The sequence below is a fragment of the Thermomonas sp. S9 genome, from assembly GCF_024704365.1.
In the GTDB taxonomy this organism is placed as follows: Bacteria; Pseudomonadota; Gammaproteobacteria; order Xanthomonadales; family Xanthomonadaceae; genus Thermomonas.
Genome location: NZ_JAJDFY010000001.1, coordinates 2,433,367 through 2,457,312, shown reverse-complemented (window position 1 = coordinate 2,457,312; position 23,946 = coordinate 2,433,367). Strand labels below are relative to the sequence as shown.

19 protein-coding genes, 1 tRNA gene and 5 pseudogenes are annotated in these 23,946 nt (G+C 72.4%); 8 read left to right on the top strand and 17 right to left on the bottom strand.

Annotated features, from left to right (window positions below; all coding sequences use genetic code 11):
• Positions 1–56: 56 nt before the first annotated feature.
• From LJB71_RS12345 to LJB71_RS12335, 3 genes and pseudogenes are all read right to left on the bottom strand, one after another.
• Positions 57–967: pseudogene (locus LJB71_RS12345) on the bottom strand (histone deacetylase family protein).
• Between the two features lie 14 nt (positions 968–981).
• A complete protein-coding gene (locus tag LJB71_RS12340; RefSeq protein WP_259304414.1) occupies positions 982–1,533 on the bottom strand; it encodes a cob(I)yrinic acid a,c-diamide adenosyltransferase in 552 nt (183 codons plus the stop codon).
• Positions 1,533–2,102 carry a DUF6580 family putative transport protein gene (locus LJB71_RS12335; protein ID WP_259304413.1) on the bottom strand — a complete coding sequence of 190 codons (570 nt, stop codon included), beginning with the start codon at positions 2,100–2,102 and terminating at the stop codon, positions 1,533–1,535. The genes LJB71_RS12340 and LJB71_RS12335 overlap by 1 nt, the downstream gene beginning before the upstream one ends.
• Before the next feature lie 43 nt (positions 2,103–2,145).
• Here LJB71_RS12335 and ubiH point away from each other — a divergent pair, with 43 nt between their 5' ends.
• A complete protein-coding gene (gene ubiH / locus LJB71_RS12330) occupies positions 2,146–3,378 on the top strand; it encodes a 2-octaprenyl-6-methoxyphenyl hydroxylase (protein WP_259304412.1) in 1,233 nt (410 codons plus the stop codon).
• Positions 3,375–4,577 carry an FAD-dependent oxidoreductase gene (locus LJB71_RS12325; protein ID WP_259304411.1) on the top strand — a complete coding sequence of 401 codons (1,203 nt, stop codon included), beginning with the start codon at positions 3,375–3,377 and terminating at the stop codon, positions 4,575–4,577. The genes ubiH and LJB71_RS12325 overlap by 4 nt, the downstream gene beginning before the upstream one ends.
• 136 nt (positions 4,578–4,713) lie before the next feature.
• On the opposite strand, the gene LJB71_RS12320 is transcribed toward LJB71_RS12325, so the two are convergent.
• Positions 4,714–4,798: transfer RNA gene (locus tag LJB71_RS12320), tRNA-Leu, on the bottom strand.
• A 234-nt stretch (positions 4,799–5,032) separates the two neighbouring features.
• On the opposite strand from LJB71_RS12320, the gene rnr reads away from it, so the two are divergent.
• From rnr to LJB71_RS12305, 3 genes are all read left to right on the top strand, one after another.
• Positions 5,033–7,309, top strand: a complete 2,277-nt coding sequence (gene rnr, locus LJB71_RS12315; RefSeq protein WP_259304819.1) for a ribonuclease R — start codon at positions 5,033–5,035, stop codon at positions 7,307–7,309.
• Positions 7,310–7,382: 73 nt separating this feature from the next.
• Entirely contained in the window at positions 7,383–8,129 is a 747-nt protein-coding gene (gene rlmB / locus LJB71_RS12310) for a 23S rRNA (guanosine(2251)-2'-O)-methyltransferase RlmB (RefSeq protein WP_259304410.1), read from the top strand.
• A gap of 19 nt (positions 8,130–8,148) precedes the next feature.
• A complete protein-coding gene (locus LJB71_RS12305) occupies positions 8,149–8,412 on the top strand; it encodes a hypothetical protein (protein WP_259304409.1) in 264 nt (87 codons plus the stop codon).
• A 13-nt stretch (positions 8,413–8,425) separates the two neighbouring features.
• On the opposite strand, the pseudogene rnt reads toward LJB71_RS12305, so the two are convergent.
• Together rnt and LJB71_RS12295 are read right to left on the bottom strand one after the other, a co-directional pair.
• Positions 8,426–9,072: pseudogene (gene rnt, locus LJB71_RS12300) on the bottom strand (ribonuclease T).
• A 47-nt stretch (positions 9,073–9,119) separates the two neighbouring features.
• The gene (locus LJB71_RS12295) at positions 9,120–10,055 is read right to left on the bottom strand and encodes a hydrogen peroxide-inducible genes activator (protein ID WP_259304408.1); all 936 of its coding nucleotides are present in this window, start codon (positions 10,053–10,055) and stop codon (positions 9,120–9,122) included.
• A 180-nt stretch (positions 10,056–10,235) separates the two neighbouring features.
• Between LJB71_RS12295 and LJB71_RS12290 the strand changes: the two are divergent.
• From LJB71_RS12290 to LJB71_RS12280, 3 genes and pseudogenes are all read left to right on the top strand, one after another.
• A pseudogene (locus tag LJB71_RS12290) lies at positions 10,236–11,128 on the top strand (MBL fold metallo-hydrolase).
• A gap of 90 nt (positions 11,129–11,218) precedes the next feature.
• A complete protein-coding gene (locus tag LJB71_RS12285; RefSeq protein WP_259304407.1) occupies positions 11,219–11,560 on the top strand; it encodes a TIGR01244 family sulfur transferase in 342 nt (113 codons plus the stop codon).
• A gap of 6 nt (positions 11,561–11,566) precedes the next feature.
• Positions 11,567–12,359, top strand: a pseudogene (locus tag LJB71_RS12280) (sulfite exporter TauE/SafE family protein).
• Between the two features lies 1 nt (position 12,360).
• Here the strand turns inward: LJB71_RS12280 and LJB71_RS12275 are convergent.
• The 11 genes and pseudogenes from LJB71_RS12275 to pstB form a co-directional block, all read right to left on the bottom strand.
• A complete protein-coding gene (locus LJB71_RS12275) occupies positions 12,361–15,426 on the bottom strand; it encodes an efflux RND transporter permease subunit (protein ID WP_259304406.1) in 3,066 nt (1,021 codons plus the stop codon).
• Entirely contained in the window at positions 15,423–16,460 is a 1,038-nt protein-coding gene (locus LJB71_RS12270; protein ID WP_259304405.1) for an efflux RND transporter periplasmic adaptor subunit, read from the bottom strand. The genes LJB71_RS12275 and LJB71_RS12270 overlap by 4 nt, the downstream gene beginning before the upstream one ends.
• Entirely contained in the window at positions 16,457–17,809 is a 1,353-nt protein-coding gene (locus tag LJB71_RS12265) for a TolC family protein (protein ID WP_259304404.1), read from the bottom strand. Before LJB71_RS12265 ends, LJB71_RS12270 begins: the two co-directional genes overlap by 4 nt.
• Positions 17,806–19,194 carry a HAMP domain-containing sensor histidine kinase gene (locus tag LJB71_RS12260; RefSeq protein WP_259304403.1) on the bottom strand — a complete coding sequence of 463 codons (1,389 nt, stop codon included), beginning with the start codon at positions 19,192–19,194 and terminating at the stop codon, positions 17,806–17,808. Before LJB71_RS12260 ends, LJB71_RS12265 begins: the two co-directional genes overlap by 4 nt.
• Positions 19,191–19,865 carry a response regulator transcription factor gene (locus LJB71_RS12255; protein ID WP_259304402.1) on the bottom strand — a complete coding sequence of 225 codons (675 nt, stop codon included), beginning with the start codon at positions 19,863–19,865 and terminating at the stop codon, positions 19,191–19,193. The genes LJB71_RS12260 and LJB71_RS12255 overlap by 4 nt, the downstream gene beginning before the upstream one ends.
• A gap of 10 nt (positions 19,866–19,875) precedes the next feature.
• On the bottom strand, positions 19,876–20,172 hold the full coding sequence (locus LJB71_RS12250) for a PepSY domain-containing protein (RefSeq protein WP_259304401.1): 297 nt from the start codon (positions 20,170–20,172) through the stop codon (positions 19,876–19,878).
• A complete protein-coding gene (locus tag LJB71_RS12245; RefSeq protein WP_259304818.1) occupies positions 20,133–21,038 on the bottom strand; it encodes a putative DNA-binding domain-containing protein in 906 nt (301 codons plus the stop codon). Before LJB71_RS12245 ends, LJB71_RS12250 begins: the two co-directional genes overlap by 40 nt.
• Entirely contained in the window at positions 21,035–21,856 is an 822-nt protein-coding gene (locus LJB71_RS12240) for a DUF692 domain-containing protein (RefSeq protein WP_259304400.1), read from the bottom strand. The genes LJB71_RS12245 and LJB71_RS12240 overlap by 4 nt, the downstream gene beginning before the upstream one ends.
• 6 nt (positions 21,857–21,862) lie before the next feature.
• Positions 21,863–22,333, bottom strand: a complete 471-nt coding sequence (locus LJB71_RS12235; RefSeq protein ID WP_259304399.1) for an EF-hand domain-containing protein — start codon at positions 22,331–22,333, stop codon at positions 21,863–21,865.
• Positions 22,334–22,417: 84 nt separating this feature from the next.
• Positions 22,418–23,122: a phosphate signaling complex protein PhoU gene (gene phoU / locus LJB71_RS12230; RefSeq protein ID WP_259304398.1), complete on the bottom strand. Its 705-nt coding sequence runs from the start codon at positions 23,120–23,122 to the stop codon at positions 22,418–22,420.
• Between the two features lie 58 nt (positions 23,123–23,180).
• Positions 23,181–23,940: pseudogene (gene pstB, locus LJB71_RS12225) on the bottom strand (phosphate ABC transporter ATP-binding protein PstB).
• Between the last annotated feature and the right edge of the window lie 6 nt (positions 23,941–23,946).

The following is a 23,946-nucleotide window of genomic DNA, read 5'->3' as shown; positions in this document are numbered from 1 at the left end:
CGCAAGCCGTCCAAGCCGGCAAACCAGTCCGGCAAACCGGGGGCGGCGTGCGGGCTTCAGGCGCGCAGGGCGTCTACATGGGCAACGCAGGATTCCGCCAGCGCCTGCAGCTCATAGCCGCCTTCCAGCATCGACACCAGCCGGCCGTCGCAATGGCGGTCGGCCAGCGCCACCAGGCGGGCGGTCAGGTGCGCGTAGTCCTCGGCTTCCAGTTGCAGGCCGGCCAGCGGGTCGCGGCGGTGACCGTCGAAACCGGCCGAGACCAACACCAGCTGCGGCCGGAATGCGTCCAGGAACGGCAGGAGCTCATCCTCCCAGGCAGCCAGAAATGCGGCGCCGTCGGTGCCTTCCGGCAGCGGGGCGTTGAAGACGTTGCCGCAGCCGGTTTCGCTGCGCGCGCCGGAATCCGGGTACAGCGGCCACTGGTGCGAGCTGGCGAAGCGCACCCGGGTGTCGTCCGCGAAGATGGCCTGGGTGCCGTTGCCGTGGTGCACGTCGAAATCGGCGATCGCCACCCGCTCCAGACCGTGCGCGTCGAGTGCATGACGCGCCGCGACCGCGACGTTGTTGAGCAGGCAAAAGCCCATCGCGGCGCTGGCGGTGGCGTGGTGGCCGGGCGGCCGCACCGCGCAGAAGGCGCGCCGGGCCTGCCCGGACAGCACCGCATCCACCGCCGCCACCCCGGCGCCGGCGGCGCGCAGCGCGGCCTCGGCGGAGGCGGGGAGAGCACGGTGTCGGGGTCCAGCATCACCCGTTCGCGCGGCTGGTGGTCCAGCACCGTCTTCAGCAGGGCCTCGTCGTGCACCCGCAGCAGCTGGCCGCGGCTGGCGCGCGGCGCCTGCTGCCAGTCGAGATCGGGATGCGCGCGCTCCAGCGCCTCCAGCACCGCGCGCAGGCGCCCGGGACGCTCGGCATGGCCGGGCCCGGTGTCATGCGCAAGGCAGGCGGCGTGGGTGAAGGCCTGCAGATGCACGCCTGCAGTCACCTGCGGCGCTCGTGCTGCCACAGCACTTCGCCGTGGCCGGCCGCGCGCGCCAGCACCCGCGCCAGCACGAACAGCAGGTCAGACAGGCGGTTGAGGTAGTGCACCGCCTGCGGCCGGATATCCTCCTGCCGCGCCAGCGCCACCGTCGCGCGCTCGGCGCGGCGCACCACCGTGCGCGCCACGTGGCAGCGCGCCGCGGCCTCGCCGCCGCCGGGCAGGATGAACTCCTTCAGCGCCGGCAGGTCTGCGTTGAAGTGGTCAAGCTGCGCTTCCAGCGCCGCGATGTCGGCATCGGAAATGGCGGCATGGCCGGGGATGCACAGCTCGCCGCCGAGGTCGAACAGCTGGTGCTGGATGCGCACCAGCAGGCCGCGCACGGCATCCGGCAGGTCCGCCGCCAGCAGCAGGCCGATGCAGGAATTGGCCTCGTCCACCGTGCCGTAGGCCTCCACCCGTGCGGAGTCCTTGCCCACCCGCGAGCCGTCGCCGAGGCCGGTGCTGCCGTCGTCGCCGGTGCGGGTGTAGATCTTGCTGAGGCGGTTGCCCATCAGGCGGTCTGTGCGCGCAGGGCCGGCAGCCGGCGGCGCAGCAGTTCGAAGCCGCCGAACAGCAGCGCGGAATAGAACAGGGTGCCGAGCACGGTCCACTGGAAGAACGGGATGCCGGCGACCAGCGCGGCCACCAGGCCGGCGGCGGTGTGCGGGTACAGCGTGCCGAACGCCCACACTCCGGCGTTGGTCAGCACGAAGAACAGCAGCGAACCGGCCAGCGCATAGCCGAGCACGCGGCCGCCGCTCACTTTGCCGCGCAGGCCGAAGCCGAGCACGGTGGTCAGCGCGATGCAGGCATACACCAGCAGGTAGCCGGCGCTGGCGAAGTAGTTCCAGTAGAGGCCGCCGTTGACCAGGCCCAGCACCAGGTCGGAGGCGAACATCGCCAGCAGCGGCACCGCCAGCGCCCAGCCGCGGCGGGCGAAATAGGCGCCGCCGAACAGCGCCACCGCTTCCACCGGCGAGAAATTCGGCGGATGCGGCAGCACCCGGCTCAGCGCGGCGGCGAAGATCAGCACGGCCAGCAGCAGCGGGCCGGCGGGAAGCAGGGAAGCGGGGCGGTTCATGGGCATGCGCACGGCGGTACGGTGAAGCCGTTAGCATAACGCAATGTCTTCCCACGCCCCCACGCGCGGCCCGGTGCACGACGTCCTGATCGTCGGCGGCGGGCTGGTCGGCGCCAGCCTCGCCATCGCCCTCGATGCCCAGGGCCTGGACGTCGGCCTGGTCGAGGCGGCGCCTGCCGGGGCGCTGCCGCCGGTGTTCGACCAGCGCAACCTCAGCTTCGCCGAGGCCACCCTCAACGCGCTGCAGGCGCTGGGCGTGCTGCCCCTGCTGCGCGCGCCCACCGGGCCGATCCGGCGCATCCACGTCAGTCGTCGCGGTGATTTCGGGCGCCTCCTGCTGGAGGCGCGGGACTATGGGCGCGAGGTGTTCGGGCGGGTGGTGGTGGCGCGCGATTTCGGCGAGGCGCTGGAGGCGCGGCTGCTGCAGTTGCGCCACCTGACCCGCTATCGCCCGGCGCGCTTTTGCGGGCTGGAGGTGGGGGATCCTGGTCTGCGGCGGATCCGCGTCGCGGAGCCTGGCGGCGAGCGCGTCCTCGCTGCGCGGCTGCTGGTCGCCGCCGATGGCGCGCAGAGCGAGGTGCGCGCGGCGCTCGGCATCGGCGCCCGCCAGCACGATTACGGCCAGACCCTGTTCGTGGCCCGCCTGCGCACCCAGCGCGCGCCGGATGGCACGGCGTACGAGCGCCTGACCGACCACGGCCCGACCGCGCTGCTGCCGCGCGGCGACGGCCATTACGGGCTGGTGCATGGCGTGCCGCGCGCGCAGGCCGAGGCCGTGGCCGCGCTCGACGATGCCGCCTTCCTCGCCCGCGTGCAGGAATGCTTCGGCTGGCGCGCCGGGCGCCTGCTCGCGGTCGGGCCGCGCAGCGCCTATCCGATCCGGCGTTGCGTGGCCGATGCGCTCACCGCGCCGCGCGCGGTGCTGGTCGGCAACGCCGCGCAGGCGATCCACCCGGTCGGCGCGCAGGGCTTCAATCTTGGTCTGCGCGATGCGCTCACCCTGGCCGAATGCATCGCCGCCGAGGGCGACGATCCCGGCGCTGACGTGGTGCTGCAGCGGCATGCCGGGCGCCGCGCCGAGGATCGCGCGCGTACGCTGGCGTTCTCGGATGGGCTGGCGCGGCTGACCGCCAGCGAGGCCGCGCTGCTGCGCCCGCTGCGCAGCACGGGATTGCTGGCCGTGTCCGGTCTGGCGTGGTTGCAGGGCTGGCTGGTCGGCGGCGCGATGGGCTATCGCGGCGACGTGCCGGCGCTGTGCCGCGGGGAGGCCGCATGAGCCGGCGCGGGAGGCTGGATGCCGTGGTCGCCGGTGGTGGCGTGGTGGGCGCGGCGGCGGCGCTGGCGCTGGCGCGCGCGGGCCTGCAGGTGGCGTTGGTGGAGGCGCGCCCGCCCGCGCCGTGGCAGCGCGAGGCGCGCGATCTGCGGGTGTATGCCTTCGCTCCCGACAATGCGGAGCTGCTGCGTGGCCTGGGGGTGTGGGAGAAAGTTCGCGCATCCCGCGTGCAGCCCTATCGCGGTATGCGGGTGTGGGATGCCGGTGGCGGCGATCCGCTGGTATTCGATGCCGACGCGCTGGGGCAGGCGCAGCTGGGCTGGATCGTCGAGAACGCCCTGCTGGTGGAGGCGCTGTGGCGGGCGCTGCCGGCGGCCGGCGTGCGTCTGCACTGCCCGGCGCGGGTGGAGGGCCTGGAGCAGGACGCCGATCGCGTGCGCCTGCGCCTGGAGGACGGCCTGCAGCTGGAGGCGCACCTGGCGGTCGCGGCCGACGGCGGGCAGTCCGCACTGCGTCGGCTGGCCGGCATCGCGGCCCCGTCGCACGATTACCACCAGCGCGGGCTGGTGGCGTTCGTGGCCAGCAGCGCGCCGCACCGCGATACCTGCTGGCAGCGGTTTCTGCCGAGTGGCCCGGTCGCGCTGCTGCCGTTCGCCGCGGACGGCGATCCGGCGCTGACGGGGCATCTGGGCTCGATCGTGTGGACCTTGCCGGAGGCCGAGGCGCAGCGCCTGTTGCAAGCACCGCCGGCGGAGTTCGAGCGTGCGCTGTCCACCGCGTTCGGCGGCGTGCTTGGCGATTTCACCCTGCACTCGGAGCGCGCCGCGTTCCCGCTGCGGCGCCAACTGGCGGCCACCCAGGTCGCCGGGCGGGTGCTGCTGGTGGGCGATGCCGCACACGTCATGCATCCGCTGGCCGGGCAGGGCGTGAACCATGGTCTGCGCGACGTGGCCGCGCTGCGCGCGCTGGTGCGCGCGGCGCAGGCGCAGGGCACGGACATCGCCGCGCCGGCGCGGCTGGCGCGCTGGGCGCGCACCCGCCGCAGCGAGAACGCACTCGGCGCGTATGCGTTCGAGGCGATCAACCGGGTGTTCAGCAACGACGCGCTGCTGCCGACCCTGCTGCGCGGGCATGCCCTGGGCCTGGCCGGACGCCTGCCGCCATTGATGCGCGCGCTGTGGCGGCACGCCGCCGGGGTCTGAGCCTGCACGCCGCTGGCCGCGCGGCACGCGATGCACGACGCCACCGGATGCCGCCGTCGCCGTGTGGTCGTGCGGGGCTAGGCGTGCTGGGCCAGAAACGGAAAAACCCGCGTGCGCGGGCTTTTCATGCTTCACGTGGTGCCCAGGAGAGGACTCGAACCTCCACGGTTTTACCCGCTAGTACCTGAAACTAGTGCGTCTACCAATTCCGCCACCTGGGCCGGTGGTGAGCCGCGCATTTTCCGGAGATGCCCGCGGGCTGTCAACAGATATTTTCACCGACGGGCGGCGCTTCACCTGCCTGCCTGTACCATCGCGGGATGAGCAAACCCCCAGGCAAGCGCGGCGGTGGCCGCGGCAAGACCCCCGGCAAGGCCGCCGACACCCCGTCCGCAAGCGGCAGGCGGCGCACCCCGGTACGCAAGGACGGCCCCTCCGGCGCGCGGCCGCCGTGGATGCCCGAACCGCCCCCGGCCGGCCGGCGCACGCCGGTGCCGGCATCCGATCCCCATGCCCAGCGCGAGGCGCAGCGCTACGCGCAGCCGATCGCCAGCCGCGAGATGATCCTGCAGGTGCTGGCCGCACACGAGGGCCCGCTGGACGACACCGAGCTGGCGCGCGTGCTCGGGCTGCAGGCGCCGGATCGCTTCGAGGCGCTGCAGAAGCGCCTGGCCGCGATGCTGCGCGACGGCCAGCTGCTGCAGAACCGCCGCGGCGGCTATGTGCCGGCGGCGCAGGCCGAGCTGATCCCGGGCACGGTGATCGCCAATCCCGACGGTTTCGGCTTCCTGCGCCCGGAGAAGGGCGGCGACGATCTGTTCCTGCCGCCGTACGAGATGCGCAAGGTCACCCATGGCGATCGCGTGCTGGTCAGCATCACCGGGATGGATCGCCGCGGCCGCGGCGAGGCGACCATCGTCGAGGTGCTGGAGCGCCGCCTGACCCGGTTGCTGGGCCGCTATACCGAGGAGCTGGGCATCGCTTACGTGGTGCCGGACGACCAGCGCATCCAGCGCAATCTGCTGATCCCGCAGGACGCGCGCAACGGCGCGCGCCCGGGGCAGCTGGTGGTGGCCGAGGTCGTGCAGGCGCCGGAAGTGCACCGGCCGCCGATCGGACGCGTGCTGGCGGTGCTGGGCGACCGGCTCACCGCGTCGCAGGCGGTGGAGGCGGCGATCCACGGCCACGACATCCCGCACGAGTTCCCGCCCGAGGTGCTGATGCAGGCCGCCGCGATACCGCTGGAGGTGACGCCGGGCGACATCGCCGGGCGCATGGATCTGCGCGCGGTGCCGCTGGTGACGATCGACGGCGAGGACGCCAGGGACTTCGACGATGCGGTCTGGTGCGAGCCGACCCGCGACGGATTCCGCCTGATCGTCGCCATCGCCGATGTCTCGCATTACGTGCGCCCCGGCACGCCGCTGGACGCGGAGGCGCAGGCGCGCGCGACCTCGGTGTACTTCCCCGGTTTCGTGGTGCCGATGCTGCCGGAGACCCTGAGCAACGGCATCTGCTCGCTCAATCCGCAGGTGGACCGGCTGTGTTTCGTGTGTGCGATGGAGATCGGTCGCGACGGCGTGGTCGCCCGCTCCAGCTTCCACGAGGCGGTGATGCACTCGCACGCGCGGCTGACCTACAGCGACGTGTGGAACGCGGTGGGCGAGGGCATCCCCGAGGACGACCGCGCTGCCGCGCTGGCCAAGATCGGTCCGCTGCTGCCGCAGGTGCGCCATCTGCACCGGCTGTTCAAGGTGCTGGAGAAGGCGCGCGCCAGGCGCGGTGCGATCGAGTTCGAGACCGGCGAGGTGCGCTTCGTGCTGGATGCGCAGGGCGCGGTGGCGCAGGCCGGCATGCTCCAGCGCAACGACGCCCACAAGCTGATCGAGGAATGCATGATCGCGGCGAATGTCGAGGCTGCGAAGTTCCTGCTGGCCTGCGGCGTGCCGGCGCCGTTCCGCGATCACGACAAGCCGCCAGAGTCGAAGTACGCCGACCTCGAGGAGTTCCTCAAGGAGTTTCAGCTACGCCTGCCGCCGTGGGGCAAGGTGCGGCCGAAGGACTTCCGCCACCTGCTGGAGAAAGTGCGCGAGCGCCCGGACGCGGCGCTGCTGGAATCGGTGATCCTGCGCAGCCAGGCGCTGGCGGTGTACGCGCCCGACAACATCGGCCACTTCGGGCTGGCGCTGGAGGCCTATGCGCACTTCACCTCGCCGATCCGGCGCTATGCCGACCTGCTGGTGCACCGTGCGATCAAGCACGCGCTGCGCGGCGGTCGGCCGGAGACCTACGACTATTCGCCGCACGCGATGGCGGCGCTGGCGCTGCAGTGCTCGGAGCGCTCCCGCCGCGCCGACGAGGCCCAGCGCGAGGTGGACGAGCGCTACCGCGCGGCGTGGATGGAACGCCACGTCGGCAAGGAGTTCGACGGCACCATCAGCGGTGTCACCAGCTTCGGCCTGTTCGTGGAGCTGGACGAGTCCAAGGTCAACGGCCTGATCCACGTCACCCAGTTGCCGCGCGACTTCTACCACTTCGACGCAGTGCGCAAGACCCTCACCGGCGAGCGCCGCGGCCGCGCGTTCCGACTCGGCGACCGCGTCCGCATCGTGGTGCTCAAGGCCAGCGTGGAGGAGCGCAAGATCGACTTCCGCCTGGCCGAGGACGACGCCAGCCTGCCGCCGCTGCCGGAACGCGGCAAGCCGGCGAAGCGGCAGAAGCAGGCGTACTAGCCAGGGCGCCCTCCCTTTCGCCGCGGGCGCAGGTTTCCCGGCGCGCGGCGCCGCGGCGCGGCACAATAGCCGCATGAGCAAATCCTCCCAATGGATCGTCGGCATCAATGCGGTCGCGTCCGCGCTGGCGCACGACGCCGAGCACGTGCGCGAAGTGCTGCTGGACGCCAGCGGCAAGAACCCGCGCCTCCTCGAGATCGAGCAGCAGGCGCGGCGCCAGGACATCGACGTGCGCCGGGTCGCCCAGCAGGCGCTGGACGGCGTGGCCGGCGGCGTGCGCCACCAGGGCGCGGCGGCGCGTTATGCGGCAGCCAGGACCTGGGACGAGCATGAATTGCCGGCATTGATCGAGGCGGCCGCAGGCAAGGCCCTGCTGCTGGTGCTGGACGGCGTGCAGGACCCGCACAACCTGGGTGCCTGCCTGCGCAGTGCGGCGGCGGCGGGCGCGACCGCGGTGGTCATCCCCAAGGACAAGGCGGTGCAGCTCAACGCCACCGTGCGCAAGACCTCGGCCGGTGCGGCGGACACGCTGCCGGTCTTCAGCGTCACCAATCTCTCGCGCACGCTGCGCGAGCTGCAGAAGGCCGGCGTGTGGATCTACGGGCTGGCGGGCGAGGCCGAGGCCTCGCTGTACGCCATCGACCTCACCGGCAACGTGGCGCTGGTGCTGGGCAGCGAGGGCGAGGGCCTGCGCCGGCTCACCCGCGAGCACTGCGACGGATTGGTGAAAATCCCGATGCCGGGTGGCTTCGAAAGCCTGAACGTCTCGGTGGCCAGCGGCGTTGCGCTGTTCGAGGCCGTGCGCCAGCGGCTGGCGTGAGCCGGGCAAGGAGACGCGGATGAACCTGCACTGGTACGACTGGGTGGGGCTGGCCGGCACGGCGTTGATCGTGCTCTCGTATTTCCTGCTGCAGGCCGGCCGCCTGCACGGCAACCGCCTGCCCTACCAGCTGATGAACCTGCTGGGCGCGGCCGGGGTGCTGGCCTCGCTGTGGGGCAGCTTCAACATCTCGGTGTTCCTGCTGGAGGCGACCTGGGTGGCGATCAGCGTGTACGGCATCGCGCGCACGCTCGGCGGCGCCCGCAAGGGCGCCGGCACCTGACCGAAGTCTGCGTTCAGGCGGCGTCGGCGTCCGCGGCGGGCGGCAGCGGCCAGGCGTTGGCGATCGCGCAGAACAGGCGCGCCGTCTGCAGCGCGTCGTACACCGCCGAATGCGCTTCCTTGGGATCCCAGCCCAGCCCCGCGGCGATCGCCGCGCGTGCCAGCACGGTCTGGCCATAGGCCAGGCCGGCCAGAGTCACCGTGTCGAACACGCTGAACGGATGGAACGGGTTGCGCTTGTGCTGCACCCGCGCCACCGCCGCGTTGAGGAAGCCGAGGTCGAAATGCGCGTTGTGGCCGACCAGGATCGCGCGCTGGCAGCCGTATTTCTTCACCGCCGCGCGCACCGGCACGAACACCGCGTCCAGCCCGGTGCGCTCGTCCACCTCGCCGCGCAGCGGTGGCCGATGCGGATGCCGGTCACTTCCAGCGATTTCGGGTCGATCGTGGTGCCGGGTGCGGGCGCGATGTGCGCGTGCGCGACCTCGCCCGGCACGTAGCGGCCGGCGGCATCCAGTTCGATCGGCACCGCCGCGATCTCCAGCAGCGCGTGGCGCTGGCAGTCGAAGCCGCCGGTCTCCACGTCCACCACCACCGGCAGGTAGCCGCGGAAACGCTGCGCCATCGGCGCGAAGGCGGGCGCATCCGCGGGGGCATCCATCAGGTCCGTCATCCGCAAAGCCTAGCAGAGCCGCCGCGCGCGCCGGCTCAGGCGGGCGTCCACGGCTTCACGTGGCGTGCCGCCCAGGCGCGCAGGAAACGGCCCAGTTCCAGGAAGGTCTCGCGCCGCGCCGCGTTGCGCCGCCAGCACAGTCCGATGGTGCGCGCGTTGGCGGCATCGCCCAGCGGTTGTACCACCACCCGGGTGCCCTTGAGGATGCCGCCGGTGATGGCCAGGTCCGGCAGGAAGGTCGCGCCCATGCCTTCCGACACCATCGCCACCAGGGTGTGCAGGCTGGTCGAGGAAAAGTTGACGCGCCCCACCTCCGCCGCATGCTGCAGGGCGGGCAGGGCGTGGCTGTGCAGGCAGTGGTCGTGCTCCAGCAGCAGCAGGTTGCGCTCGTCGATCTGCGCCTGCAGGTCGAAGCGCCTGCCCTTCACCGGGCGCGGCGCGTCGTCGTCGCGGGTGGCGAAGCGGTAGGCATCGTCGAACAGCATCCGGGTTTCCATGCCCGGGGTGTCGTAGGGGAAGGCCATCAGCACCAGGTCGAGCCGGCCCTCGGCCAACTGGTCCAGCAGGTTGCCCGTCTTGTCCTCGCGCAGGGCCAGCCGCAGCTGCGGGAACTGCCGGCCGAGCGCGGGGATCAGCCGCGGCAGCAGGAACGGGCCAATGGTGGGCAGCACGCCGAGGTCGATCGTGCCGGCCATCGGGTTGCCGTCCTCGGCCGCCATCGCCACCAGCGCCTCGGCCTCGCGCAGCAGCAGGCGTGCGCGCGTCACCAGCCGGTGCCCGAGCGGGGTGATCACCACGTGGCGCTTGCTGCGTTCGGCCACCTGCGCACCGAGCTGCGCTTCCAGCTCGCGGATGCCGGCGCTCAGGGTGGACTGGGTGACGCAGCAGGCCGCGGCCGCGCGCCCGAAGTGCAGGTGGTCGTGCAGGGCGACCAGGTAGCGCAGGTGGCGCAGGTTGGGCAGGGCGGACATGGCGGGCATGCGGAGGGCCGGGACGCTGCCATGGTAGCGGAAGCGTCATCGAGCGGGGCGATCACACAGGACGGAATAATTCGTTTCCCATGTGCGCGGGACGGGCCTACAGTGTCCCGCATGGAGACCGGCGATGGTGCCATCGCACCGGAAGTCCAACCCGCCACCGAGGAGACCGCCATGCACAGCGCACCGCTGCCGCCCGTTTCCGATGCCCGTCCGGACGTGACCGCCTTCCTCGATCCGGCCACCAACACCATCAGCTACGTGGTGCGCGATCCGGCCAGCACGGCCTGCGCGATCATCGACCCGGTGCTGGACTTCGACCCTGCCGCCGGCCGGATCGGCTACGCCTCGGCGCAGCGCATCGTGGACCACGTGCGCGCGCAGGGCTTGCAGGTCGAATGGCGATCGAAACCCACGTCCATGCCGACCACCTGTCCGCCGCGCCGTGGCTGCAGCAGCAGCTGGGCGGCAGGATCGGGATCGGCGAAAAGATCGTGGAGGTGCAGCGCACCTTCGGCAAGGTGTTCAACGAGGGCACCGAGTTCCAGCGCGACGGCAGCCAGTTCGACCGCCTGTTCGCCGATGGCGAGCGCTACACCATCGGCACGCTGGAGGCCTTCGCCCTGCACACCCCCGGGCATACCCCGGCATGCATGACCCACGTGGTGGGCGATGCCGCGTTCGTCGGCGATACCCTGTTCATGCCGGATGCCGGCACCGCGCGCGCCGACTTCCCCGGCGGCGATGCGCGCACGCTGTACCGCTCGGCACGGCGCATCCTGGCGCTGCCGCCGCACACGCGCTTGTTCATGTGCCACGACTACGGCCCCGGCGGGCGCGAGATCCGCTGGGAGACCTCCGTCGCCGAGGAGCGGCGCGCCAACATCCATGTCGCCGACGGCAGCGACGAGGACGGCTTCGTCGCGATGCGCCGGGCACGCGACGCCACCCTCGGCATGCCGCGCCTGATCCTGCCCTCGCTGCAGGTGAACATGCGCGCCGGCCATCTGCCGCCGCCGGATGACGATGGCCGCCACTTCCTCAAACTGCCGATCGACGCGCTTTGAACGCCCTTTGCCGACGGAGCCGGTCTTCTCCCGGCTCCCCCATTCACCGGCTCCGTCGGTTTCCATCTGCCTTCTTGCTGGAGATAGCCCATGCCCGCGATCACTCCCCTCACTTCCGATTACCACGTCTGCCCGCAGCTGGATCCGCGCGAGGTTGCCGCGATCGCCGCCGCCGGCTACACCACCCTCATCTGCATGCGCCCGGACGGCGAGATGTTCGGCCAGCCCGCCTGGGCCCTGGTCGAGGTGGAGGCGAAGAAGCACGGCCTGCAGACCCACTTCATCCCAGTCCGTTCTGGAGCGGTGACCCCGGCCCAGGCCGCCCAGCTCAAGCAGGTGCTGGCACAGGCACCGGGCAAGGCGCTGGCCTACTGCGCCTCCGGCAACCGCTGCGCGCTGGCCTACCAGATGGCCCGGCAGCTGCCGGGCTAACGCGCCATGCTGGATCTCTGGCAGACGCTGTCCTCGCTCGGCTCCGGCGCGGCGGTCGGGTTCGTGCTCGGCCTGATCGGCGGCGGCGGTTCGATCCTCGCCACCCCGCTGCTGCTGTACGTGGTCGGCATCGCCCAGCCGCACGTGGCGATCGGTACCAGCGCGCTGGCGGTGTCGGCCAACGCCTATCTCAATTTCGCCGGGCATGCACGGCGAAGCAACGTGTGCTGGGCCTGCGCGATCGTGTTCGCGCTGGTCGGCACCCCTCGGCGCGCTGCTGGGTTCCAGTCTCGGCAAGGCGATCGACGGGCAGCAGCTGCTGTTCCTGTTCGGGCTGATCATGGTCGTGGTCGGCATTGCCATGCTGCGCCCGCGGCGCGAACGCGACGCCGCGCGGCAGGTCACCAGCCTGCGCAACTGCCTGCGCACCGGGGCGGCCGCGCTGGTCGCCGGCGCGGCGTCCGGTTTCTTCGGCATCGGTGGCGGCTTTCTGATCGTGCCGGCGCTGATCCTGGCCACCGGCATGTCGATGGCCAACGCGGTCGGCTCCTCGCTGCTGGCGGTCGGCACCTTCGGCCTCGCCACCGCGCTGAACTACGCGGCGTCGGGGATGGTGAACTGGCCGGTGGCCGGGCTGTTCATCGCCGGTGGCCTGCTGGGCGGGATGGCCGGCACCCGGCTGTCGCTGCGCCTGGCTAGCCAGCGCAATACCCTGGCGCGGATCTTCGCCGGCATCGTGTTCGTGGTCGCCGCCTACATCCTGTACCGCAGCGGCAGCGCGCTGCGGCTCGTCGGTTGACTCATCCGGGGGGCGCCGATGCCGGCGCCGGCGGTGTGCGCGGGCGCCCCTGCAGCACGCGGACCAGTGCCGGCAGCAGCAACAGCACCAGCGGTACCGCCGCGATCAGGCCGAAGATGATGGCGGTGGCCAGCGGCTGCTGCAGCCCGGCGCCGCGGCTGATGCCCAGCGCCAGCGGGCTCAAGGTGAGGATCGCGATCAGCGCCGACATCAGGATCGGGCGCAGGCGCTTCTCGCCGGCCTCGGCCAGGGCATGTGCGCTGGCCGGCTGGCCCGCCGGCAGCTCGGAGAAATAGAACACGATCAGCTCGGTCACCATGCCGACCACCATGGTCAGGCCCATCAGTGCCGACACGTCCAGCTCGATCCCGGTCAGCCACAGGCCGATGAACACCGCCGCCGCGCTCAGCAGCACGGTCAGCATCGCCGCCAGGGTCCAGGCGATGCGCTCGAACAGGAAGGTGAGCAGCAGCGCGGCCAGCAGCAGCGCGGCGCTGAACACCATCGTCATGTCCGCGAAGCTCTGCCGCTGCTGCGCATACAGTCCGCCGTATTCGACCCGGATCGCCGCCGGCAGCTGCAGCGCGGCCACGGCGCGGCGCACGTCGGCCATTGCCGAACCGAGGTCGCGGCCTTCCAGGCGCGCAGTGACGTCGATGAAGGGCGCCAGGTCCTCGCGCGTGCGCTGCTTCTGCCCGGCCACCACCGTGACCTGCGCGATCTGGCCCACGCGCAGCGCATGCCCGTCGGGCGCCACCAGCGGCAGCTGCGCCAGCTCGGCCGCGCGCGCGCGCAGGTCGGCCGGGGCGCGCACGCGCACGTCCAGCATCTGCTCGCCGACACGGACCCGGGTCGCCACGTTGCCGCCGACCAGCGCCTCCACCTGGTCCGCCACCTGCGCCGGGTCCAGCCCGTGCAGACGCGCGCGCCCGGCATCCACCCGGACCGCGATGGCGTCGCCGGCCACGCGCAGGCCGTCCACCACCTCCACCACGCCGGGGATGCGCGCGATCGCGCCGGCCACCCGGCGCGCGGCCGGCTCCAGCTGCGCCGGATCGTCGCCGAACAGCTTGATCTCGATCGGCTGCGGCACCGCAGTCAGATCGCCGATCAGGTCCTCCATCAGCTGCGCGGTCTCCACCTGCAGCCCCGGCACCTGGTCTGCGATGCGCTGGCGCAGGTCGGCCATCACCGCCTCGATCGGGCGCCGGCGGCCGCCCTTGAGGCGGATGAAGTAGTCGCCTTCGTCCGCCTCGGTCAGCCCGCCACCCAGCTGCAGGCCGGTGCGGCGCGAATAGCTGGCGACCTCGGGCGTAGCCCGGATGAGCGCCTCGACCTGGCGCAGCAGGCGGTCGGTGTCGGCCAGTGCGGCGCCAGGCTGGGCCTTGTAATCGAGGATGAAGCCGCCCTCGTCCATCTTCGGCATGAAGCCGGACGGCACCTTGTACCAGGCCAGCCCGCCGGCAATGGCCAGCACCAGCACCACGGCGCCGGCGATGCGCGCCGGCTGCGCCATCACCGCCCGGATGGCCCGGTGGTAGTGGTGCAGCAGCCAGCCCAGCCAGCCGCCGGCACGTTCGGCCAGCTCGGCATCGCGCGGGCGCAGCCAGTGCGCGCACAGCAGCGGGATCAAGAGGCGCGCATACAGCAGCGAGATCACCAGCGCGGCGACCATGGTCACCGCCAGTGCCTTGAAGAAGCCACCGCTGACGCCGGCGATGAAGGCCAGCGGCAGGAACACCACGATGGTGGCGCCGGTGGAGCCCAGCAGCGGCCGGGTCATCTCCGCGGCGGCGGCGAGGATGCCCGGCGGCGTGCGCGCGCGGCCTTCCTGCATCCGCCGCATCACGTGCTCCAGCATCACCACCGCATCGTCCACGATCAGGCCGACCGCGGCGGCCATGCCGCCCAGGGTCATCATGTCGAAGTGCATGCCCAGCGCGTACAGCAGCAGGCTGGTAGCGGCCAGTACCGCCGGCAGCACCGCCGCGGTGATCGCCACCAGCCGCCACGAGCGCAGGAACAGCCACAGCACCAGCCCGGCCAGCAGGGCGCCGAGCAGGATCGCGTCGCGCACCGCGCCGGCGGCGCCCACCACCAGCTCCGACTGGTCGTAGAACGGGGTCACCTTGACGCTCGGCGGCAGCCCGAGCCCGGCCAGCCGCGCCTGCGCCTGCTGCACGATGCGCACAGTGTCGCCGCCCAGGCCCTGGCGCACGTTGACCAGGACCGCGCGGTGGCCGTCGCTGTTGACCAGGGTGTAGTTGGGGGCGCTGGCGGGGCGGATCTGCGCGACATCGCCCAGCGTCACCAGCCCGGCGCCGGCGCTGTCGCCGGATTTGACCGGAATCCGTGCCAGCGCCGCGGGCGTGGCCGTGCGGTGTTCGACCAGTACCAGATACAGGCGATGGCGGTCCTGCAGGCGGCCGACCCCGCGCACCAGGTTGGCCTGCGCCAGCGCGCGCGCCACGTCGTCGATCGACAGCCCGAGCGCGGTCAGCCGCGCCGGGTCGATGTCCACCGCGAACTCGCGCGCGGCGCCGCCGAGCACGTCCACCCCGGCCACGCCGTCCACCGCGGTCAGCGCCGGGCGGATCTTCAGCTCCGCCAGCTGGCGCAGCGCCTGCACGTCGAGGCTGTCGGAGGTCAGCGCCAGGCCCAGCACCGGGAACAGGCTGGGGTCGGAGCGGCGCACCTCGAAGCGGGTGCCGGGCGGGATCTCCGCCGCGACCGTGGCCAATGCGCCCTGGGTGGCCAGGGTGGCCTGCGCCATGTCCTGGCCCCAGGGGAAGTTCAGCGCGATCTCGGCCGAACCGCGGCTGGTGGTGGAGCGGATGTGGCGGACCCCGGGCACCGCGCGCAGGGCGATCTCCATCGGGCGGGTGATCTCGGCCTCCATCTGCGCCGGGTCGCGTTCGCCGGCGTCGATCGCCACCAGCACGCGCGGATAGTCGATGTGCGGGAACAGGCTGACCGGCATCCGCAGCGCGCCGACCACCCCGCCCAGGGTGAGCAGCAGCAGCGCCAGCCACAGGCTGCGCGCGTGGCGGGTGAGCGCGCTGCTCATCGCGTGCGCACCTTCAGGCCGTCTTCCAGCGCGGTGCCGCCGGCCACCACCACCTGCTCGCCGGCGCGCACCCCGGACAGGATCGCCGCCCGGCAGCCGTCGGTCGGCCCCACCCGCACGTCGCGGCGATGCGCAGTGCCGTCGTTCACCACGTATACATAGGGCTGGCCAGCGTCGTCCAGCAGTGCGGCGTAGGGCACCACCACCGCATCGCGGTCGCGGACCACCGCGACCTGCGCGGTGAGCGGCTGGCCCGGACTGGGAGCGTCGCGGGCGGGGATGTCCACCAGAAATGTCGCCAGCCGGGTCTGCGGATCGATCGCACGGCTGAGGCTGCGCACGCTGGCCGCCAGCGGCGGGCGGCCGTCCAGCGGCTGCACCTGCACCGGGGCGCCCACCTGCAGGCTGCCGATCTGCGTCGGGTCGATCCCGAACCGCGCCACCCCGGCGCCGGAAACCGCCAGGCTGGCCACCGGCGTGCCGGGGGCGAGCAGGTCGCCGACATTGACCAGCACCCGCTGCACGTCGCCGGCGGCGGGCGCGCGCAGGTCGAGCTGGGCCAGCCGCGCCTGCAGCGTGCTGCGCTGGGCCTCGGCGGTGGTCAGGCGCGCCTGCGCGGCCTCGACCTCGGCCTGGCTGGCCAGGCCGTCCGCGCGCAGCCGCTGCGCGCGCGCCAGGGCCTCGCGGGCGGCCTGCGCCTCGGCCACGGCAGACTGCCACTGCGCGCGGGTGGCCGGGCTCGGCTGCAGGCGCACGATCGGCTGCCCTGCGCGCACGCGACTGCCGGCCGGCGCCGCGATCGCCGCCACCACGGCCTCCACCGGCGCGGCCAGCATGCGCTGGCTGTCGCTGCCGGCCTCGACCTGGCCGTAGACGGTGATGGTCTGCGCTACCGCGCCGCGCTCGGCGGTGGCCAGGGTGACCAGCGCGGACGCGGTACCGGTGGCGGGCGCGGCATCGCCGGCATCGCCGGAGCGGCCGCAGGCCGCCAGCAGCAGGCAGAGCAGAAGGACGGTGGGGCGGTAGTAGGTCATGGGGTGTCCTCGATCGGAGCGCCGACCAGCAGCTGCAGCGCGATGCGTTGTTCGGCGATGGTCTGGTCCAGTTGCGCCAGCAGCAGCTGGCGGTCGCGCCAGGCCTGTTGCAGCGTTTCCGCGGCCGCCTGCGAGAGGTCGCCGCGTGCGGCGGCGGCCTGCGCCGCGGCGGCCTGCTGCCGCAGTGCGGGCGCATCCGCCTGCGCCGCCGCGCGCTGGCGCAGCGCCAGCAGCAGGGCCTGGCGCGCGCCTTCCAGATCGGCGCGGGTCTGGAACAGGCGCGCCTCGTATTCCGCACGCAGGCTGGCGCGGGTGGCGGTCTCCACCGCGATGTTGCCGCGGTTGCGGTTCCACAGCGGCAGGGTGAAATCGAGCGCCGGCCCGAGCAGCAGGTTGCCGGCGGAATCGCGGTTGCCGGTCAGGGTCAGGTTGAGGCTGGGGAACTGCTGCAGGATGGCCCGATGCAGCGCGGCTTCCTGCGCAGCGTAGCCGGCGCGCAGCGCGGCCAGGTCGCTGCGCTGCGCGCGTGCCTGCGCGAACAGGGCATTCAGCGGTGGCGGCGCGATGTCCGGTGTCGGCGCATCCACCAGCGCCAGCTCGATATCCGGCGGCAGGCCGAGCAGGCGGTTCAGCGTTTGCCGGGCATCGCGCAGGTTCTGTTCCAGGGTGCGCAGGCGGGTCTGCGCATCCAGTGCGGCCAGCCGCTGCGCCTGCGCCGCGTCGGCCGCCGCGTCGCCACGCGTGGCGGCGCGCAGGCTGGCGTCGGCCAGCTGCGCGGCGGCCCTTGCGCTGTCGCGCAGCAGCGGCAGCTGGCGCTGATAGGCGCGGATGCGCGCCGCCTGCAGGCGCGCCTGGCCGGCCGCCTGCCATTCCGCCCAGGCCAGGTCCAGGCGCACGCTGCGCGCCTGCGCAATGGCCTGGGCGCGGGTGAGGGCGCGCGTGCGCAGGGCGTTGAGGTCGAAGCCGAGCGCGGCGCTCAGGTTGAGCAGGGTGTCCGGCCCGCGCAGCACCTTGTCGGCACCCAGGCTGAAGGTGGGGTCGGGCAGCAGTCCGGCCGCGAAGGCCTGCGCATCCGCGACCCCGGCGCGCGTACGCAGGGCGATGAGATCGGGGCCATTGACCACCGCCAGCGCCGCCACCGCGGCGTCGTCCAGCGGCGATTGCAGGTCGATCCGCACCGGGGCCAGCCACGGGCGCTGGATCGCTTCCGCGCGCGCCTGAAGCACGCTGGCCAGCGGCGGTGCCAGCACGGCCGGATCCTGCGCCAGCGGCTGCGGTGCGTAGCTGGCGCAGCCGGCCAGCAACAGCGCGAGCGTCAGCGCGGACAGGGGCCGGACGGATCGGATCATGGACGGGGCTCCATGGCGTCGTGAGGGGGCGGCAGGACCAGGCAGGCGCGCAGGCCGGGGGCGGCGTCTTCCAGCTGCAGTCGGCCGGCGTGCGCCTGCGCGATGGCTTCCACCAGGCTCAGGCCCAGGCCGTGGCCGGGCGTGTGGCGCGAGGCTTCCAGCCGCACGAAACGCTGGCGTACGCGCTCGCGGTCGACGGCGGGGATGCCGGGGCCGTCATCGCGCACGCAAATCACGATGGCGCCACTGCCGGCATCGGCGGCGATCCCGGCGCGCAGCTCCACCCGGCAACCGGGCGAGGTATGGCGCAGGGCGTTCTCGACCAGGTTGAGCACCGCCTGCGCCAGCAGCTGGCGATCGCCGTGCACCGTCAGTCCGGGCGCGATCGCGTAGCTGAAAGGATGGCCCGTATCCTCGGCCAGCGGCTGCAGGCTCTCGGCCAGATCGTTCAGCAGCGCGCTCAGATCGAGCACGCCAAAGCCCCTGGCCAGTTCGCCGGCATCGACCTCGGCGATGCGCAGGATCGCATCGAACAGACCCAGCACCTCGTCGGTGCGCGCCTGCGCGGCCGCGAGCAGCGCCTGCCGGCGTTCGGGGTCGGCCTCCTGCGGCAGGGTTTCCAGCTGGTTGCGCAGGCGCATCAGCGGGGTGCGCAGGTCATGCGCGAGATCGGCGCTGACCTGGCGCAGGTGGTCGACCAGCGCGGCGATGCGGTCGAGCATCGCGTTCAGCGAGGCGGCCACGCGGTCGAATTCGTCGCCCCCGGCGCCGACCCGCGCGCGCTGCTCCAGTTGGCCGCGCATCACCGCATCCGCGGTGGCCTGGATCGGTGCCAACCGGTGGCCGAGGTAGCGGGTCAGGGCCCAGGCCGCGAGCGCGCCCAGCACCAGCAGCGCCAGCGCGGCCAGCGCGAACATGCCGAGCAGGGTGCGGCCGATGGCTTCCAGCGCCTCCAGGTCGGCCGCCACCACCAGGCGGTTGCCGTCCGGCAGCACGCGCACCAGCGCCAGCGCCGGATCCGGGCCTTCGCGCGGATCGCGCAGCAGGATGCGCTGCCAGCCGGACGCCGCCGGCAGGGTGGTGTCGATGTTGCCGCCGAGGCGGCGCCCGTCGGGCGCGAACAGCGCGGCGCCCTGCGGGATCGGGCCGCTGCCGTGCAGGCGCGCCATCATTTGCAGCAACCCGCGCGCGCCGTCGTTGCGGTAGTCGGTTTGCAGGGTGTCGGACAGCTGCACCAGGTTGGCCTCGATCTGCCGGCGCAGCGCGGCGTGGGTGGCGTAGTAGATCGCCGCGCCCAGCGGCAGCAGCGCCAGCGCGTAGATCAGCAGCCCGACCAGCGCGATCCGGCGCGCCGCGCTGCGTGGAAGCAGGCGCGTGTCGCTCATGTGCGCACCCGGTAGCCGGCGCCGCGCACGGTTTCGACCGCATCCTCGGTGAAACCGTCGTTGAGTTTGGCGCGCAGGCGGCTCATATGGGTTTCCACGATCTTGGTCTGCGGGTCGAAGTGGAAGTCCCATACCCGCTCCAGCAGCATGCTGCGGGTCACGACTTCGCCGGCATTGCGCAGCAGTTCCTCCAGCAGCCGGAACTCGCGCGGTTGCAGGGCGATCGGGCGGCCCGCGCGGCGCACCTCGCGCCGCAGCAGGTCCATCTCGATCCCGCCCGCCTGCAGCACGGTGGCGACGCTGGCGGGCGCGCGCCGGCGCGCCAGCGCCTGCACCCGCGCGGCCAGCTCGCTGAAGGCGAACGGCTTGACCAGGTAGTCGTCGGCGCCGGCCTGCAGGCCGCTCACGCGGTCTTCGATCCGCCCGAGTGCGGTCAGCATCAGCACCGGCGTGCCGACATCGGCCGCGCGCAGGCGCTTGAGTACGGACAGGCCGTCCAGCCCCGGCAGCATGCGGTCGAGCACGATCACGTCCAGCGCCTCGGTCAGGCCAAGATGCAGGGCATCCTCGCCGCGCTCGGCGGCGAGGACGTTGTGGCCGTGCTCGCGCAACCCGCGTTCCACGAACTGGCGGGTTTCGGCGTCGTCCTCGGCGAGCAGGATGCGCAGCACGGCGGTAGGGTCAGTCGCGGTTGGCCGGGTCTTCGAACTTGTCCTCGACGATCTTGCCGGTGACCACGTCCACGCCGATTTCGTGGATCTTGCCGTCTTGCTGGATGTCGAAGGAATAGCGCAGGGCGCCATTCTCCTTCTCGCGCTCTTCCTTGACGATCTTGCCGGGCGCGGCCTTGAGCGCGATCGTGCGGGCCTGCTCCAGGCTGATGCCGGAGGTCCTGGCGGCAGGCGGAGTGCCGGCGACGGCGGCCAAGGCGAGGGTGGTCAGGACGGCGAGCAGGGCGGTGCGGGACAGGGGGTGCATGGGAAGCTCCTTGGGGATGGGTGGGTGGAACGCCATCCATGCTGCCCAAGGGTAGTACGCGCCGCGGTTGCCGCGGGGATACAGTTTCCCAACCTTGCGCGCCGCGGGCCGCCCGGTTTCAGCCGGCAGCGGCGCGCCACGCCAGCACGCCTTCCTCGCGCAGCCGCGCCAGCATCGGCAGAGCCTCGCGCAGGAAAGCGGCGCTGTCGTGCTGGCCGGCGTCCGCGGCCAGCTGCGAAAGCAGCGCGCGGGCGCTGCGGGCGGTGTTGCCGTCCGCCAGTTCCAGCAGCCGGTACAGCAGCGGCGAGAGCTGCGAGAAATGCACGCGCCCGTCGGCGTCGCGGCGCAGCAGCAGCAGCGTGGGCTGCGCCGGCGGGACGGCGGGCTGGAAGCCGGGGCCGATGCGATGCACCGACCAGCGGTAGGCGCGCGGCCAGGCCAGCGGCGACAGCGTCGGGATGCCTTCGAGCAGGTCGGCCGCGCGGTCGTGCGGCGGGGCGGCGGTCTCCGCCAGCTGCAGGCCGAGCTCGGCCCATTCGTAGTCGGCCAGCTCCGCCAGCCAGGGCCGCGACGGATCCTCGACGTTCGCGAGGAAGGCAACGAACTCCAGCCCCAGCCGAGGGAACAGCGGCGTCTGAGCTGCGGTGGACGGCGAGGAAGCGATCCCGCAGCGCATTCCAGCCCGCCTGCCCCAGGGTGTCGCGCAGCACCGGGAAGGTGCCGCCCAGCAGGGCATCGAGGTTGTTGCGCACCAGCTCGCGGTACACCCGCAGGCGGCGCTCGGGGATTCCCGCCGGGCCGGGATGCGCGGCGGGGTCGCGCACGTGCGCGGCCAGCGCGTGCAGCTGTGCGTGCAGCGCGCTCATGCCGCCGCCTGCAGCGCGCGGATCTGCGCCACTTCGTCCAGCAGCACGGGCAGCGGCGGGAAGTGGAAGTCGCGCTCCAGCAGGGTGGGGCGCACGCCGTGGGTGGCATAGGCGAAGTCGAGCAGCGCCCACACCGCGTCCTTCACCGCCGCGCCGTGGGTGTCGATCTTGAGCCCGTCGGGCTCGTCGTAATGGCCGGCGATGTGATACGCGACGATCCGCGGCGAAGGCATCGCGGCGATGTACGCGCGCGCGTCGAAGCCGTGGTTGGCGGCGTTCACGTACACGTTGTTCACGTCCAGCAGCAGGTCGCAGTCGGCTTCGTCCAGCACCGCGCGCACGAACGCGGCTTCGTCCATCTCTGCGGCCGGGACCGCATAGGTGCTCACGTTCTCGACCGCGATCCGGCGTCCGAGCGCGTCCTGTGCCTGGCGGATGCGCGCGGCGACGTGGCGCACGGCGTCCCCGGTGTGCGGCAGCGGCAGCAGGTCGTACAGCTGGCCGCCGGCGGCGCAATAGCTCAGGTGCTCGCTGTAGAGCACCGCGCGATGGCGGTCGAGGAAGGCGCGGGTCTGGCGCAGCAGGTCCAGGTCCAGCGGATCCGGCCCGCCCAGCGAGAGCGACAGGCCGTGGCAGCTCAGCGGATGGCGCGTCGAGAGCTGCGCCAGCCGCTCGCCCAGCGCGCCGCCGACGCCGATCCAGTTGTCGGGGGCGCATTCCAGGAAATCGAAGGCGCCCACGGGCGCCGCGAGCAGCTCGTCCAGCAGGGCGCGGCGCAGGCCGAGGCCGGCGCTACGGGCAGGCAGGGCAGCGGGCATGCCGGCTCACATGCTGCCGCACTTGCCCTCGCCGCATTTGCCTTCCCCGCACTTGCCCTCGCTGGCGGCCTTGGCGGCCGGCTTGGCGTCTTTCTGCATGGCGGCGTGGTGGGCGTCCATCTCGGCCTGGCTGATGAAGCCGTCGCCATCGCGGTCGATCTCGGCGAACATGGCTGTCCGATCGGGGTGCGCGGCGGTGAACTCGGTGCGCGAGATGCGGCCATCCTTGTCGGTGTCCATCTTCGCCATGCCGCAGCCGCCTTCGTGGCTGGCCTTGGCGACCGCCATCTTGCCGGCGCCGCACTTGCCTTCGCCGCCGCACTTGCCTTCGGCGGCCTTGCCGCTGCCGGCCCTGGCGGCGTCCTGCATGTAGCCGTGGGCGAGCGCGTCCATCGAGAACAGGCTGCCGGTGGCGAGGGTGCCGGTGGCGACGGCGGCGCCGAGCAGCACGGACAGCGGTTTGCGGATCTGGGACATGGCGGGCTCCTGGCGGAGGTGGGTCGGGAACCCGATCCTACCCGTGGCGGCGGCCTGTGGCCAGCGCGCCGCCGGCAGGGCGCATCAGGCCACGGTGGTGTTGCTTTCGTCGCGCTTCTCGCGTTCCGGCAGCGGGTTTTCGCCGTGGACCAGGAACCAGATGTTCTCGGCGATGTTGGTGGCGTGGTCGCCGATGCGCTCGATGTTCTTGGCCATGAACAGCAGGTGCGTGCACGGTGTGATCGCGCGCGGGTCTTCCATCATGTAGGTCAAAAGCTCGCGGAACAGCCCGGTGTAGAGGGTGTCCAGTTCGGCATCGCGGTCGCGTACGCGCAGGGCGGCTTCACCGTCGCGGTCGCGGTAGGCCGCGAGCACGTCGCGTACCTGCTGTGCCGCCAGCTTGCCGAGCGCCCCCAGGCCGCGGGTGTGCGGCAGCGGCGGGGCCAGGTTCAGCGCCAGCGAGCGCTTGGCGATGTTGGCCGCATAGTCGCCGATGCGCTCGATGTCGGAGGCCACGCGCAGCGCGGCGAGGATGATGCGCAGGTCGGTGGCCAGCGGGCCGCGCCGGATCAGGTGGATCACGTCGTGGTTGACCTGCTGCTCCAGGGTGTCGATCGCCTCGTCGTTGGCGATCACCCGCTCGGCGGCGTTGCCGTCGCGGCGTTCCACCACGTCCAGCGCCGCCTCCAGCTGGGCGACCGCCATGTTGCCCATCCGGATCAGATCATCGAGCAGGGCGGCCTGCTCCTGGTCGTAGCTGCGGACGATATGGCTGCTTTGCTCGTTCATGCGTTTGCTCCTGTCCCGCGCTGGGCGGCGCGCCGTCGGGCGCGGTGGGCGGCGTGGCTCAGCCGAAGCGCCCGGTGATGTAGTCCTCGGTCTGCTGCTTGGCAGGATTCGAGAAAATCTGGGTGGTCGGGCCATGCTCGATCAGGTCGCCCAGGTACATGAACGCGGTGAAATCGGACACGCGCGCCGCCTGCTGCATGTTGTGGGTGACGATCATGATCGTAAAGGTCTGCTTGAGTTCTTCCACCAGCTGTTCGATGCGGCTGGTGGAGATCGGATCCAGCGCCGAAGTCGGCTCGTCCAGCAGCAGCACCTCCGGGCGCAGGGCGACCGCGCGCGCGATGCACAGGCGCTGCTGCTGGCCGCCGGACAGGCCCAGGCCGCTGGCCTTCAGCTTGTCCTTCACCTCGTCCCACAGCGCGGCCTGGCGCAGCGCCTGCTCCACCCGGTCGTCCAGCTCCGAGCGCGACAGCCGCTCGTGATGGCGGATGGCATAGGCGACGTTCTCGTAGATCGTCATCGGGAACGGCACCGGCTTCTGGAACACCATGCCGACCTTGCTGCGCAGGCGGTTGATCGGGTACTTCGGATCCAGCACGTTGTCGCCGTCCAGCAGCACCTCGCCTTCGGCGCGCAGCTTGGGGTAGAGCGCGTAGATGCGGTTGAACACGCGCAGCAGGGTGGATTTGCCGCAGCCGGACGGCCCGATCAGCGCGGTGACGTGCTTCTCCGGCACGTCGAGGTTGATGTTCTTGACCGCGTGGAACTTGTCGTACCAAGAAGTTCAGGCTGCGCGCGGCGATCTTGGGCGGCGGCAGCGGCGC